Annotated in this window: 11 protein-coding genes; all 11 read right to left on the bottom strand. The window is 56.8% G+C overall.

Annotation, left to right across the window (positions count from 1 at the left end):
- Positions 1–42 precede the first annotated feature (42 nt).
- Positions 43–987, bottom strand: a complete 945-nt coding sequence (locus KQX66_RS03615) for an ABC transporter permease (protein ID WP_216789871.1) — start codon at positions 985–987, stop codon at positions 43–45.
- Complete coding sequence (locus KQX66_RS03610; protein ID WP_216790470.1) at positions 984–1,997, bottom strand: ABC transporter ATP-binding protein; 1,014 nt, start codon at positions 1,995–1,997, stop codon at positions 984–986. The genes KQX66_RS03615 and KQX66_RS03610 overlap by 4 nt, the downstream gene beginning before the upstream one ends.
- Positions 1,994–2,986 carry an ABC transporter ATP-binding protein gene (locus KQX66_RS03605; RefSeq protein WP_216789869.1) on the bottom strand — a complete coding sequence of 331 codons (993 nt, stop codon included), beginning with the start codon at positions 2,984–2,986 and terminating at the stop codon, positions 1,994–1,996. Before KQX66_RS03605 ends, KQX66_RS03610 begins: the two co-directional genes overlap by 4 nt.
- A gap of 358 nt (positions 2,987–3,344) precedes the next feature.
- Positions 3,345–4,349, bottom strand: a complete 1,005-nt coding sequence (locus KQX66_RS03600; protein ID WP_373948194.1) for an SIS domain-containing protein — start codon at positions 4,347–4,349, stop codon at positions 3,345–3,347.
- A gap of 24 nt (positions 4,350–4,373) precedes the next feature.
- Entirely contained in the window at positions 4,374–5,198 is an 825-nt protein-coding gene (locus KQX66_RS03595; RefSeq protein ID WP_216789865.1) for a PfkB family carbohydrate kinase, read from the bottom strand.
- An 18-nt stretch (positions 5,199–5,216) separates the two neighbouring features.
- On the bottom strand, positions 5,217–6,962 hold the full coding sequence (locus tag KQX66_RS03590) for a hydantoinase B/oxoprolinase family protein (protein WP_216789863.1): 1,746 nt from the start codon (positions 6,960–6,962) through the stop codon (positions 5,217–5,219).
- Complete coding sequence (locus KQX66_RS03585) at positions 6,959–9,034, bottom strand: hydantoinase/oxoprolinase family protein (RefSeq protein WP_216789860.1); 2,076 nt, start codon at positions 9,032–9,034, stop codon at positions 6,959–6,961. The genes KQX66_RS03590 and KQX66_RS03585 overlap by 4 nt, the downstream gene beginning before the upstream one ends.
- A gap of 431 nt (positions 9,035–9,465) precedes the next feature.
- Positions 9,466–10,419 carry an ABC transporter substrate-binding protein gene (locus KQX66_RS03580; protein WP_216789858.1) on the bottom strand — a complete coding sequence of 318 codons (954 nt, stop codon included), beginning with the start codon at positions 10,417–10,419 and terminating at the stop codon, positions 9,466–9,468.
- Positions 10,420–10,637: 218 nt separating this feature from the next.
- Complete coding sequence (locus tag KQX66_RS03575) at positions 10,638–11,615, bottom strand: helix-turn-helix transcriptional regulator (protein ID WP_216790468.1); 978 nt, start codon at positions 11,613–11,615, stop codon at positions 10,638–10,640.
- A gap of 71 nt (positions 11,616–11,686) precedes the next feature.
- Entirely contained in the window at positions 11,687–12,871 is a 1,185-nt protein-coding gene (locus KQX66_RS03570) for an MFS transporter (RefSeq protein WP_216789856.1), read from the bottom strand.
- Positions 12,872–13,079: 208 nt separating this feature from the next.
- Positions 13,080–14,042, bottom strand: a complete 963-nt coding sequence (gene nrdF / locus KQX66_RS03565; protein WP_216789854.1) for a class 1b ribonucleoside-diphosphate reductase subunit beta — start codon at positions 14,040–14,042, stop codon at positions 13,080–13,082.
- Between the last annotated feature and the right edge of the window lie 9 nt (positions 14,043–14,051).

Raw genomic sequence — 14,051 nt, 5'->3', positions numbered from 1 at the left:
ACTCCTTACGTTAAACACTCGACCGTCCGCCGCTTTCCCGTTTTAGCGCACCCTTGGGTCCATCAAGCCGTACAGCAGATCGACCAGCATGTTCACGACGATAAAAAATGCGGACATGACGACGATGCAGCCTTGAATCAAAGGATAATCGCGGTTCGCGATCGATTTCACCAACAGTGTGCTCATACCCGGCCAGTTGAACAAATATTCGATCAGCACCGTGCCTCCGATCAGGTTGCCAAGCTGCAGGCCGATGACGGTGATGACGGGAATGATCGCATTGCGGAAAGCATGGCGCGAAATGATGGTCCACTCCGATAATCCTTTGGCCCGGAGCGTCTGGACAAACTCCTTGTTCAGCACCTCCAGCATGGACGAACGCGTCATTCTGGCGATCGAAGCGGCCAAGCCCAGCGCCAGCGTCAAGGAAGGCATGGCCAGCCGCAGCAAATGCTTGCCGGGGTTGTCGGCAAATTCGACAAAGCCGCTGGCGGGCAGCCATTGAAGCTTGAAGCTGAAGAGAAGAATCATAAACGCGCCGAGAACGTAGACGGGAAACGAAACGCCCAAGGCCGCCAGAGACGAAAGGGTCAGATCGAGGACGCTCTGCCGCTTCAAGGCTGCGGCAATGCCGAGCGGAACTCCGATCAAGGCAGCGAGAACGATGGAGACAAGCGCCAGCTCGATCGTATTCGGGAGCCTTTGCGAAATATATGTTTTGACCGGGGTTTTGTCAAAAAGCGATTGGCCCAAATCTAGTTGGGCAAACCGGGCCAGCCACTCCCCGTACTGCTTGATCAAGGGCTGGTCCAACCCGAGCGTATGACGCATTTCCGCGACAGCGGCCGCGTCTCCTCCCCGTTCGGTGCCAAGGACGAGGACGGCCGGATCGCCCGGCATAAGATGGATCAGCGAAAATACCAGCGTGCCTACGATCAGCACCTGAACGATGACGAGCGCCATTTTGCCAGTCAAATAACGTATCACTTCGATCCCCCTCTATCCGCAGAACCGGTTGGATCCCCGCCGCTTCCATATAAATGGCATGCCACAGCATGCTTGTCACTGATTTGTACAAAATCGGGCGCGACTTCGCTGCAGATCGGCAGCGCTTCCGCGCACCGGGTGCAAAAGCGGCAGCCCGCCGGCGGATTGACGGGGCTTGGAACGTCGCCGCTCAAAATAATGCGCTCCTTGGCAAAATCGGGATCGGGCATCGGGATCGCCGATAGCAGCGCTTTCGTGTACGGATGTCTGGCATTGGCGTACAGCTCTCCCGCATCCGCGATCTCCACGATTTTTCCGAGGTACATGACGGCGATCCGGCTGCTCATATGCCTGACCACCGATAAATTATGGGAAATGAACAAGTAGGTCAGACCGAATTCGTGCTGCAGCTCGTTCAGCAGATTGAGAATTTGCGATTGGATAGACACGTCCAAAGCGGATACGGCTTCGTCGCAGACTACAAGCTTCGGATTTAAAGCAATCGCCCGCGCGATGCCGATGCGCTGCCGTTGGCCGCCGGAAAATTCGTGCGGATAGCGGTTGATATAGTGAGGGCTCAATCCGACCAGCTCCAGCAGGCGTTTCACCCTTTGTTCCTTGTCCCGGCCGGCGGCCTCGCCGTGAATCTCAAACGGCGCCCCGATAATCTCGCCTACGGTCCTTCTCGGGTTTAACGATTCGAACGGTTTCTGGAACACCATCTGCATTTTCCGGCGCTGTCTTCTCAATTCCTTGCCTTTCAGCTTCAAAAGATCGCTGCCGTCAAACCGGATTTCGCCGCTGTCGGCATCGGTCAGCCGCATCAGAACGCGGGACAGCGTGCTTTTGCCGCAGCCGGATTCGCCGACGAGTCCAAAGGTCTCCCCCTTGAAAATCGAGAAGCTGACATCGTCAACCGCTTTCACATAGCCTTGCCGGTTCGCGAAGAGACCCTTTTTGACCGGAAAATATTTTTTTACATGCCTGACTTCCAGCAGCTTCTCGTTCATCCCGCTTCGCCCTCCTTCCAGGCCGGATCGGCTTTCCAGCAGCGGGCTCTGCAGCCGCCGCCGGTCGGGTACATGGCCGGTTCCTCCTTGCCGCATATCTCGGCGGCATCCGGGCATCTCGGACTGAACCGGCAGCCGTCCGGCATCGAGTTGATGCTGGGTACGGCTCCGCTGATGCTGTACAGCTTTTCGTTCGCCTGATCCAAGTGGGGAATGGAGCGAATCAAGCCTTGGGTATACGGGTGCTGCGGGTTACGGAAGATCGACCTGACGTCTCCTTCTTCCATGACCTTGCCGGCATACATCACCGCCACCCGGTCGGCCATCTCCGCGACAACACCGAGATCGTGGGTAATCAGCATGATGCTCATGTGCATTTCGTCCCGGAGCTTTTTCAGCAGATCGAGGATTTGCGCCTGAACGGTCACATCCAGCGCCGTCGTCGGCTCGTCGGCAATCAGCAGCCTGGGGCTGCACGAGAGCGCCATGGCGATCATAATCCGCTGGCACATCCCGCCCGACAGCTCGTGCGGATAAGCATGCATGACTCTTTCGGGGTGAGCGATGCCCACGTGCTTCAGCAGCTCCAACGCCTTGTCGAAAGCGCCGGAACGCGATATCTTGCTATGGATGCGCAGCGCTTCGATCAATTGGCTGCCGCAAGTATAGACAGGGTCCAAGGCCATCATCGGGTCTTGGAAAATCATAGAGATGGCCTTTCCCCGGATTTGAGACATTTCCTTCTTCTTGACTTTCAGCAGATCCCGGCCTTCGAACCAGATCTCGCCCGATGCAATTTTCCCAGAGGCGGGAAGGAGCTGCATCAGCGAAAGCGAGGCCACTGTTTTCCCGCTGCCGCTTTCACCGACGATACACAGGATTTCCCCTTTGTTGATCGTCAGATCCACGCCGCTAACCGCCGGAAATACGCCCTTTTCCGTTTTGAATTCCGTGCTCAGGTTGCTGATTCTTAGCAGAACATGATTCATGAGTATCTCTCCCAGCCTTAACACTTTGATAACGCTATCATTAATCCAAACGTTCCGCTTTGTTCCACCGCCGCCGAGACGACACGCTCAAACGCATCGTTTCTCTTTCTAGCCCTATTATATTATGGTGTCACCTTTCATCCCATGTAACGGTGTCTGTTTTCGTTGTAAATTCATCCTGTCTTTCGGACAATAAGCACACTTTGCATGGGACCGGCTTCTTTGGCGTTATTTTCTTTGACAATATTTCGTTTTTGTTGCAATATCGTCCGATTAGCGATAACAAAATAACGGCCACAGCCCGGCGGAAGCCCGCGCTAAGCCGTGACCGTCGAACGGTTGCCGGTCGTATCCGGTTTTAATAAGGAACCTTGAACATGTAACGCCGCGTTTCCAGCGGATGGTTTCGGGCTTTGGACAGCGCCAGGGCAAACATGCGCAGGACGAAGTTGATGACGAGCGGGGCCAAATAGCCCTTCACCTCTTCGTCGATCCCGGTCAGATCGAACGTTTTCGCATCGATCACAATCCGCTTCTCGCCGTACTGCTCCAGGAACGCCAGCGCCCGCTCCTCCAATGGACGCGTTTCGTCCAAGCCCAGCAGCAGAATGAACGGAACATCCTTATCCAGAATCTCGAACGGCCCGTGGAAAAACTCCCCGGCATGAATCGCATGGGAATGAATCCACTGCATCTCCATCAAGATGCAAATCGCGAAGGAGTAGGCCATCCCGTAATTCGCTCCGCTGGCCATCGTGTAGATGATTTTTTCGTCCTTATATTGCTCGGCATAAGCCTTCACCTGTTCCTCATGCTGCTTCATGACCTTTTCAAAGACGCCGCCCAGGTTGTCCAAGCTGCTCAGCAGCTTTTCGTATTTACGATTGCCTTCTTTGATATACAGCAGCCCCATGGACAATTTATACAGGATCGCATAGTTCATGATTTCCGGGTGAGGCTCCATATGGCCTGCCGAAATCCAGCTGTAGTTGACGATAAAGTCGGATTCGTCCGCCAGCGGAGCATGCTCCACATACATCAGCGATACGGTCAGGGCGCCTTTGCTTTTGGCAAATTTGGCGGCTTCCGTCGTTTCCGGCGTCTTGCCTTTGTGCGAACACAAGATGACCAGCGAATGCTCGTCCAAGGATTGCGGATTCCGGTGAATGAATTCGTTGGAGCTGAACACTTCGGAAGTAATGTGTCTGGATTCGCGGTCCAGAAAATATTTGCTTGGATACATCAGGGCGGACGAGCCGCCGCATGCCACGAAAAATACGCGTTTAATCGTTCTTTGTTTGTAAGCCTCGAAGATTTGATGCAGTTGAGAATCGGCCTTGGTATAAGGCATGGAATTTGTCATGGCCATCGCCTCCTGAATTTGTTGTTATTTTCGCTTGCCGTAACCGAACGCGCCGTAATGCCCGCAGGTGAGAGCCGCCGACCGGGAAGCCCGGAGCAGCGCCTCATGCATATCCCGATGCTCATGGTAAGATGTCAGGAAGGCGCCGATGAAAGAATCGCCCGCCCCCATCGTATCGACGATCGCGCCGCCGGCCGCCGGCGGCTGCTTGTAGACAGCGCCGTTGACCGAAAACATCGCCGGCTCCGCTCCTCTCGTCACCCCCGCCACCCGGACGCCCAACCGGTGAACCTCCTCGAACAAGTAACGGATTTGACCGGGAGACATGTCGCTGCCCGAGAAAAAAGCATAGGTCAAATAAGGACAAATCAGCCGTAAATAGGCCGCATCCCAGCGCTTGGGCGTGGAAAAATCAAACGAAAGCGCCTTGTGCGCCAGCCGGTGCAGCTCGTGCTCCATATCGCTGTTCACGCTTGTGTGCACGACGTCGAACTTGTTGATATAGTCCAGATCGTCCTGCGTCAGGCGGAGCGTCAACAGGGACTGTATCCGGGTTCCGCGGTTCGTTCCGACAAAAATCCGGTCGCCGTCCCCGCTCAAGGCGACGACCGCCTCGCCGTTCGGACCGTACGCTCTGCGGAGACGGGCATGGTCGATGCCTTCTTCCCGCAGGCAGTTCACCACATGCTCCGCCGCCGCATCGTCTCCTACGATGCCCAAATAAGCGCTGGCCTCGGCCCCGTTCCGCCTGCCGGCGACGGCCACATTCAAGGCGTTCCCTCCGGGGTACATCAGCCCCTGGTCCTGATAATAATCGACAACGTTGTCGCCGATGCCAATCAGCTTCATCTTCCCTGCTCGCCCCCTCTAAACCTTGGCCCCCGCCCTGCGCTCCGCCGTCGCCTGCTCGTCGATCTGCAGACCGGTCGAGGCGGATACCAGCACAACGCCGTAATCATCTTCCGCCGATTGGCGGGAAACCTTCCCCTCGCGCACATCCTTGAGTACGAACTCAACCGGGCGATCATACGGGTTTCCGTAACCGCCCGAACCCGGCGAGCAGACACGGACCAAATCCTCTTTGTTCAGCGAGATGCCGGAAATCTTCGATCCCAACCGCTCGGGCTCGCCTCCGTTCAAAGACACCCAGAAGCTGCCCGGGCTCCCGCTCTTGCCGCCCTCCAAGCCCCATGGCGCGAACTTGTGGCGGTCGCCCAGCCCCGTATAGCTCATCCCGTCGCTCAGGATGCGGAAGTCTCTTTGAATGCCGAGGCCGCCCCTGAACCGCCCGGCTCCGCCCGAATCGGTCCTGAGCTGATACCGCTCCACCAGAACCGGGTATTCCCGCTCCAAGGCTTCTACGGGCAGATTCGACGTATTGGTCATGTGCACCTGAACGCCGCTGAGCCCGTCCCCCCGGGAGTGTGCTCCCGCGCCTCCGGCAATCGTTTCCAGATAAACGAAATAGGTTCCGGTTTTCGGATTCGTCCCGGAGAAAATAGCCGAGGTCACGACGCTGTTGCAGGCCGCCAGGACGCGCTCGGGCGCGACTTGGGCCAGCGCGCCCAGAATCACGTCCACGACCCTCTGGGCCGTATCGATCCGCTGCCCTACCGGAACGGGCAGCTTGCAGTTGACGATCGTCCCTTCCGGCGCCGTTACTTGAAGCGCCCGGTATATGCCGTGATTGGCAAAGATCGATTGTCCGGCCACGGCCTTGAAGCAATAGAAGGCGGTGGTCAGCAGCCCGGAGTACGTCATGTTCAGCGGTCCGGGCACCTGCGGGCTCGTTCCCGTAAAATCCACCTTGGCCGTTCCGTCTTCGATCGTGATCGCAGCCCGAATCGGGATCGGGGTATCCGAATTCGCACCCGCGTCGTCCAAATAATCCTCGAACGTGTAAGTTCCCTCCGGCAGTGTGCGGATTCCGGCGCGCATCAGCTGCTCCGCATAATCCAGCAGCGCATCGGTGCATTCCGCAAAATCATCCGGCCCGTATTTGTGCACGACCTCCGCCATCCGTTTGGCCCCGGCAATGTTCGAGGCAATCTGCGCATCCAGGTCCCCGCTGCGTTCCACCGGCGTCCGCGTATTCAAAATGATGTAATCGTACGTCTCCTGAACGAGCTCGCCCGCCCGGCAAATTCGCCCCAGCGGAATCCGCAGCCCTTCCTGGTAAATGTTATCCGAATGCGCCGACACGCTCCCCGGCACCATCCCGCCAATGTCGGAATGATGCGCGATGTTTGCTACGAACGCCACCAGCCGGTCCTCAAGAAAGACGGGCGAGACCATGGTGATGTCCGGCAGATGCGTCCCGCCACCCGCATACGGATCGTTGGTGACGAACATATCGCCCGGACGCAGCGATTGGACGGGAAACTTCTTCAATACCTCGCCGACCACCCCGAGCATCGACCCCAGATGCATCGGTACGTATTCCGCTTGTGCGATCATGCGTCCCTTGGCGTCAAACAGGGCCGTCGAACAGTCTTTTCGCTCTTTAATGTTGGTGGAGTAGGCGGTTTTGACCAGCGTCACGCCCATTTCCTCCGCAACGGAAAGCAGCAGATTGCCGACGATTTCCAGCGTAATGGGATCTATCCGTTTCATCGTTGTTCCTCCTCGCCAAAGGTTTGAATCACCAGATTGCGATACGGGTCCACACCGGCTGTTTGCCCCGGCAGAATCAGAATGGTGGAGTCCATCTGCTCGATAATGGCCGGACCCGCAAGGCGGTCGCCGGGGGCCAGCTCGCTGCGCTGATAAATGGCCGTATCGTAATACCCCGGACGATCCGTCTCCGCGAAATAGACTTCCCGACGCGAGGTCGGCTGCGCGGACCGGCCGCCACTCTCCTCCGTTCGGCGCAACGCCGCCTTGGGCAGCTCGCCGAGCGCCGTGACGCGATAGTTCACGAATTCGATAACCCCCGCCCGGTTGGAATAGCCGTAGTTTTTCTCATGCTGTTCATGGAACCGCGTCAGAATCCCCTGCACCCCTTCGTCCGTCAGCTCGGACCATTCGACAGGCAGGGTCAATTCGTAATTTTGCCCCTTGAAGCGCAAATCCAGACCCAGCACATACCGGCGCTTCGGCTCCGGAATGCCTTCCTTCTCCAGCATGGCCGCCCCTTCTTGTATCATGGAGGAAAACAGCCCGCGAATCGTCTCCATGCTGCCGCCGGCGGATTCGAGCAGCATCGAACGCACGTAGTCGGAACGGACGTCGGTCACCAAAAGGCCAAGGGAGCAGAAGGTGCCCGGAGACGGCGGAACCAGTATCCTTGGAATGCCGAGCTCGCGAGCCAGGGCTCCGCAATGAAGACCGCCGCCGCCCCCGAAGGAAACGAGCGTAAATTCCCTCGGATCGTAGCCTTTCTCGACGGAGATGAGGCGAATCGCCCGCGTCATGTTGGCGTTCACGACGGTGAGAATGCCCATGGTCGCCTCCAGCAGCGACAGGCCCGTCCGTGCGCAAAGGTGCTCCTGCACGGCCCGCTTCGACGCTTCCACATCAAGCGCCATTCTGCCGCCAAGGATGCCATCCGGATTCAAGCGTCCGAGAATGGCGTTGGCGTCGGTTACGGTCGGACGCGTTCCGCCCCGCCCGTAAGCCGCCGGCCCGGGCATCGATCCGGCGCTTTCCGGTCCGACCTTTAACGCCCCGCCTGCATCCAGCCAGGCAATCGATCCGCCGCCGGCGCCGCATGCGTGGATGTCCAGCATCGGAATGCGGGCGGGGAACCCTTCGACTTCCCGCTCCATCGAAATTTTCGGATCGCCGTTTTCGATCAGGCTAAAATCCGCCGAGGTGCCCCCCATATCGAACGTAATCATATTTTTGTAGCCGGTCAGCTCGGCCAGATGAGACGCCGCCACGACCCCGGCCGCCGGTCCGGAAACCGCCGTGCGCACCGGATTCGATACCGATTCCTGAATCGAAATGATGCCTCCGTTCGACTGCGTAATGTACGGATCGACCGGAATCCCCGCCTTGCGGACGGATTGCTGGAAATTTTCCATATAGCGCTGCATCACCGGACCAAGGTATGCGTTCAAAGCCGTCGTGCTGAGCCGGGCGTATTCCCTGAATTCGGGAACCACCTGATGGGAAGCCGAAACGTAGGCCTCCGGGAATTGACGGCGAATCTCCTCAACCGCCTGCTTCTCGTGCTCCGGGTTCAGGTAGGAGAACAGAAAGCATACCGCGATCGCCTGCACGCCTTCCTGCTTCAATCGTTCAATCGCCTCCCGCAGCCTGTCCGGGTCCAGCGGCTTGCGAACGCTGCCGTCCGCATACAGGCGCTCGTCGACTTCCAGACGCAGATGGCCGGGAATGACCTGCTCGGGCTTTTCCTTGAAAAAATCATACAGACCGGGACGTGTCTGCCGTCCGATTTCGAGCAAATCGCGAAACCCTTCGGTGACAAGCAGCCCTGTCAGCGCTCCTTTCCTCTCGATCAGCGAATTGGTCGCCACCGTCGTGCCGTGGGCCAGATACCGGACCTCCGATACCGAAACTCCGTTTAACTCAAGAATTTGCTCGACGCCATTCATGATGGCCCGGGACGGATCATCCGGCGTGGAAGGAACCTTGTGGTTTAAGATCTCTCCCGAGCGGGTATCGACCAATGTTACATCGGTGAAGGTTCCACCGACATCTACTCCGACCATGTAACGCATGCTTTTCCTCCTCATCCGCATTGGAACTCCTAATGGAAAGTCAACCGTCCGTCTTACTTACACCAATTGATCAGAGGGTTACCCTTCCCCCTTTTTTGCACGATTTCACCCCCGGCTGCTCCGGATGTTTGGTGTAATCTATTGTTACAAGTGAATTATATAAGCCCGGTTTCCGGCAAACCATGGAATATCGTACTCATTACTTGTCAAATCGTCTCCTCATTTTCGGCCGTCTTTGCGCTCGTCCGGCGGTGCGAACCCAAAGCCGGGTTGCACCCGGGGCAGGGCAACAAAAAGAAAGAAAAATATTATAGTTGAAGCGATAGAGTACAATTTTTCATGAACCAACACTCCACAGCATGTTAGTTGACATAAAAAACACCCTTGCATATCGCAAGGGCGAGCTTGTTGAGAATTGGTCAGTTGAGGCCTTACCGATTCCCCATCGCCTTCATCACTTCTTCGATCGCGATCAATTTGCCAAGCGGCATCGGCCCGAGGATGGACGTATCCTCAATGTAGTAGACTTGATCGCTTTTGGGTGCTTTCATTCCGTTCCAGATCGTGTTGTCCTTCAGCGTTTCTTTGACGCCCTTTTTAATCGGCGTAGCGTAGTTGTTGACGATAAAAATATGATCCGGATTCATCGTCGACAGCGTTTCGAGGGACAAGGACCCGCCCTTTTCATTGCCGGGCACCGGCTTTAGTCCAAGCTCCTTGTAAAAGTCGGCGACGCGCTGTTCATTGAAGGTGATGAACTCCTTCCCGCCGTACATCGCGAACAAGACCGTCTCCCCGCTGCGGCTCGCCAGCTTCGCTTTGTATTCCTTCGCCTTGCGGTCGAAGTCGGCCAAGAAGGCCGCCGCCTTCTCTTCCTTCCCGATGGCCCCGGCAATCAGCTGCAGCGTCCCCTTCCAATCTTCGTTATACGGAAAAATAACCGTCGGCGCGATTTGGCTGAGCTGCTCGTATTTATCGGCCATATCGTCGGAAGCGATTATGAGATCCGGCTGCGACGCGAGCAGCCTCTCCATGCTCACTTCTTTACCCAGATCGATCACGGATTTCCCCTCGAGCTTTTTCTGCAAATTCGGGAAGCTGCTCATCATCGCCATCCCCTGAGCGGCAACGGGAATTTCGTCCAAGACGACCAAGTCGTCGACAAAAGTAAGATAAGGCGCCGCGATTTTTACCGGCCGCTCCTTGATTACCGTTTCCCCTTTCATATGCTTGATCGTCCTCGGAAAAGAAGCTTGCGCCGCCGTCCCCCCGGGCTTTTTCGGATCCCCTGAAGCGCCGGTTCCCGGGTCGCTTGCCGTACATCCGGCAATCACCCCGGCGATCGCAAGCAGAAGCAGAAGCGATAACCAAGTTCGTCTGTGCATGTTTTTTGGCCCTCCTTTGTTTTTGCCGCCAGTCCTTGCGGTGCGCTCAATCTTATTGATAACGATACTCATTATCAATAAATGGTATGCTACCGTATCCGTGTCCGCTCATCCACCCCTGCACGGATTTTTTCTGCGGTTGCCGGGATTTTTATGCGCAACAAAAACCGCCAAAGGAGTTTCCTCTGGCGGTTTGGCGATCAGACGCGGCAGACCCACTACTTGCGAACGAGCTCGCCGGGATTGAACCCGTATTTCTCGCGGAACACTTCGGCAAAATGGCTCGGATTCGAATAGCCGACGACGCAGGCGGCCTGATTCACGTTGACCTGCCCTCTTTGCAGCAGCAGGAGCGCTTTCTCCAGCCGCTTTTCCCGCAAATAGCCGAAAACCGTGCGCCCGTACACTTCTTTAAATCCGATCTTCAGCTTGAAGTCGTTCAGACCGACCGTTCGGGAAAGCTCCAGCAGCGAAGGCGGACTATCCATGCGGTGCAGCAGCACCTCCTGTGCCTGGCGTATTTTCTCCAGATCGTTCTTGCTCAGCCTGGACCGGATATGCTTATCGTCGGGCTCGCGGTCCCACAGCAGCGTATGAAACGACAGGGAGAGCAGCTCCAGCGCCTTGCTTTCCATATAAATTTTGCGCGTCTCGTTCGAGCAGGAAGCGTACAGCATCTGCTGCAGGATGACGGAAGCCGCAGGCTCGATCGTCTGCTCGAACAGGCGAAACGAACGGCGGTCGACCAGCTTGGCAAAATCGACGGCACGCTTCCCTTCAAAATCTTCCATAAAACGGTCGAACGTCGCGACGGGAATCCCGATACCGACCGCAAGCATCGGCTGGTTCTCGACGAAGTCAAAATGCGCGTGAAGTCGATCCACCAGCTGCAGCGTGCAGCGGTTTGCGTGAAGTTCATGCCTTGTGCCGGAAATGTTCAGCTCCCGCTTTCCTTGCAGGCAAAAGCTAAGCTCGACCATCGCCGAATCCATGTGCAGCTGAAATTGACGGTTCCGCGTGAGCGTGTAGTCCGAAATGACGATCTCCAAATCCGGTCGCGGCACGAACCGGCGAAGCGCGCCTTCCCCGGCTTGGCGCGGAACGGGCAACTGCTCGGTCCGGTCGGCATAACGGCGCGACAATTGAAAACCGTCGAAAAACGCATTATATATTTGATGAAAATCCTCAGCTATCATCGTTAGCACCTGAATCCTCTCACTCCGTAGTCGTTCATCCCTCCTCTTAAATGATAATAATTCTCAATTGATTAGTCAACCACGGCCTGCTGTTCCCCCTGGATTCTCCGGCTGCCCCACACATAGCCCGTTAACAGCGCAAGCAGCAGAATCAACAGCCAGAACGGCGTTTCCGGACTGATCCGATACAGGAACGTCCCGGTCAACGGACCGAGAAGCGATCCGATCCCGATAGCTGCGGCAATCATCCCTGCGGCAGCGCCCTGTTCATGCTTCGCTACGGCCAAGGAAGCCCCCGAAGTGAAGCCGGGAATCGCCAGCCCCACCCCGATCCCCATCAGGGCGAAAGCGGCAAAGAACGGCGCGATATGGCTGAAGCTTACGAGCAGTACAAGACCAGCAGCGAAGACCGGGACTCCCACCTGCAGCAATTTCAACGGGGTCAGCCGGTTTTTGCGGACAACCGTGAACTGAACCAGCGCCATCATGAAGCCGATGCAGAACAGAGCTGCGCCGACCGCTTGCGCCGTTTCGGTCGCCGACAGGCCGAGCTTATCCTGAAAATAAAATCCGGCGGTCACCTGCGTCTGGATCAACGCCATCATGACGATCATCGCAACCGCAAGGTAAGGAAGTATTCCTTTGCGCAGCGTTATTTTCTGCTGGCCGTGCGTCTGCGGCTTGGAATTCGCCATGCCGAAGGCGACCAAGAGCATGACAAGCAGAGGCAGAGCCACCGCGAGATAGATCGGGGCCAGCAGGCTCAGGGTGGTCAGCAGCGCGCCGACCGCAGGACCGACGACAAGCCCGAGCCCGTTGGCTGCACCGATTAACGACATGCCGGCGGCGCGGTCCTTCTCGGTCGTAATATCCGCCATATACGCCTGGCTGGACGATAGGACAGCCGGAAACGCAGCTCCCAGCAGCAAGCGCGAGATCAGCAGCAGCGTAAACAATACGGCAGGCTGGAACTTGCCGGACAAGCCTTGCTCGGTCACCGCGACGAATAGGCCGAAGCTGGCGGCCATACCCGTCAGCCCGATCAGCAGCACCGGCTTGCGCCCGATGCGGTCGCTCCAGCTTCCCCAGAACGCCGATGTGAGCAGCACCATGAACGAGGAAGCCGCGACAATCCAGCCGGCATCCGTTTCCGAAAGGCCAAGCTCGCGAATCAGCGGAGCGACGAGCGGATTGAGAATGCCCAGACCGACATAACCGATCAGGACCGAAGTAAAAATAATGGATTTTGCACGCATTTAACGATTCCTCCCTCCGTTTCGTTTCCTAATTGTAGAGGGAACGGAAGCGGGTGTCCGCCGTCCTGCGGAGCGTGCCGAACGCTGGAGGGATTTTTTCTTCGGGCATCACAAAAAGAAGCACGATCCGCCATCCGATCCGCTTCAAGCGAATAATCCGGATGGCAAACCGTGCTTCAAACCTTAAGTAAGCGACCTGCATACTTGCTTAGTCAAACCGGAAGTCGTCGTCGGTCAGCGGCTCGACATGAATCGTGCGCACGTAGCCGTTTCCTTTTTTGGAAAAGAAATCGTGCTGCTTCGTCCGCGTACTGATACCGTTCAGGACGATCGGGTTGATCTCTTCCTCCTCGAACAGCGGGTCTTGGCCCAAATTCATCAGCGCCTTGTTCGCGTTGTAACGCAGAAACGCCTTCACCTCGTCAACCAAGCCGACGGAGGCATACAGCTGCTCCGTGTACCGCTCCTCGTTGCCGTGCAAATAGCGCAGCAGTCCTAGCAGCGTCTCGGTGGCGTCCTCCTGATCTTCCTCACTTAGTCCGGCGAACACTTCCTGCGCCAGCACCCCGACATACAGACCGTGGATGCTCTCGTCGCGCAGAATGAGATCGATGATTTCGCCGCTGCTCGTCATTTTCCCCTGTCCGGCCAAATAGAGCGGGTAGAAAAAGCCGCTGTAAAACAAGTAGCTTTCCAGCAAAACGGACGCGCACATCGCCAGGTACAGCTCCTTCGGCGTCCGGATGTGGTTGTAGTACTGGGAGATCGTTTCCGCTTTCGTCTGCAAAAACACATTTTGTTCCACCCAGCGGAACACGCCGTCAATCTCTTCGGTTGTCGCCAGCGTCGTAAAGATGCTGCTGTACGATTTGGCGTGAATTTGCTCCATCATGCCCATGAAGCCGAGCACCGCCTTGCGCTGCAGCCCTTCAACATGCTCCAGCAGCTTCGGCATCCCGACGCCGCCCTGAACCGTGTCGAGCAGCGTCAATCCGCCAAGCACCTTCATATATAGATCGCGTTCGTCGTCATTGAGCGTCAGCCAGCTCATTTTGTCGTCGGACAGCGGAATTTCGTCGTCAGTCCAGAACTGCATGATGTTCTGGTTCCAGAAGGTTATCGTAAAATCGTCATCCGGACGGTTCCAGTTGACCGCCTTCAACACGCTCATACCATTGGC

The sequence above is a fragment of the Paenibacillus oleatilyticus genome (genome assembly GCF_018998565.1).
Classification (GTDB): domain Bacteria; phylum Bacillota; class Bacilli; order Paenibacillales; family NBRC-103111; genus Paenibacillus_G; species Paenibacillus_G oleatilyticus.
The sequence above is the reverse complement of the archived record's forward strand: the minus strand, read 5'-3'. Positions and strand labels throughout refer to the sequence as shown.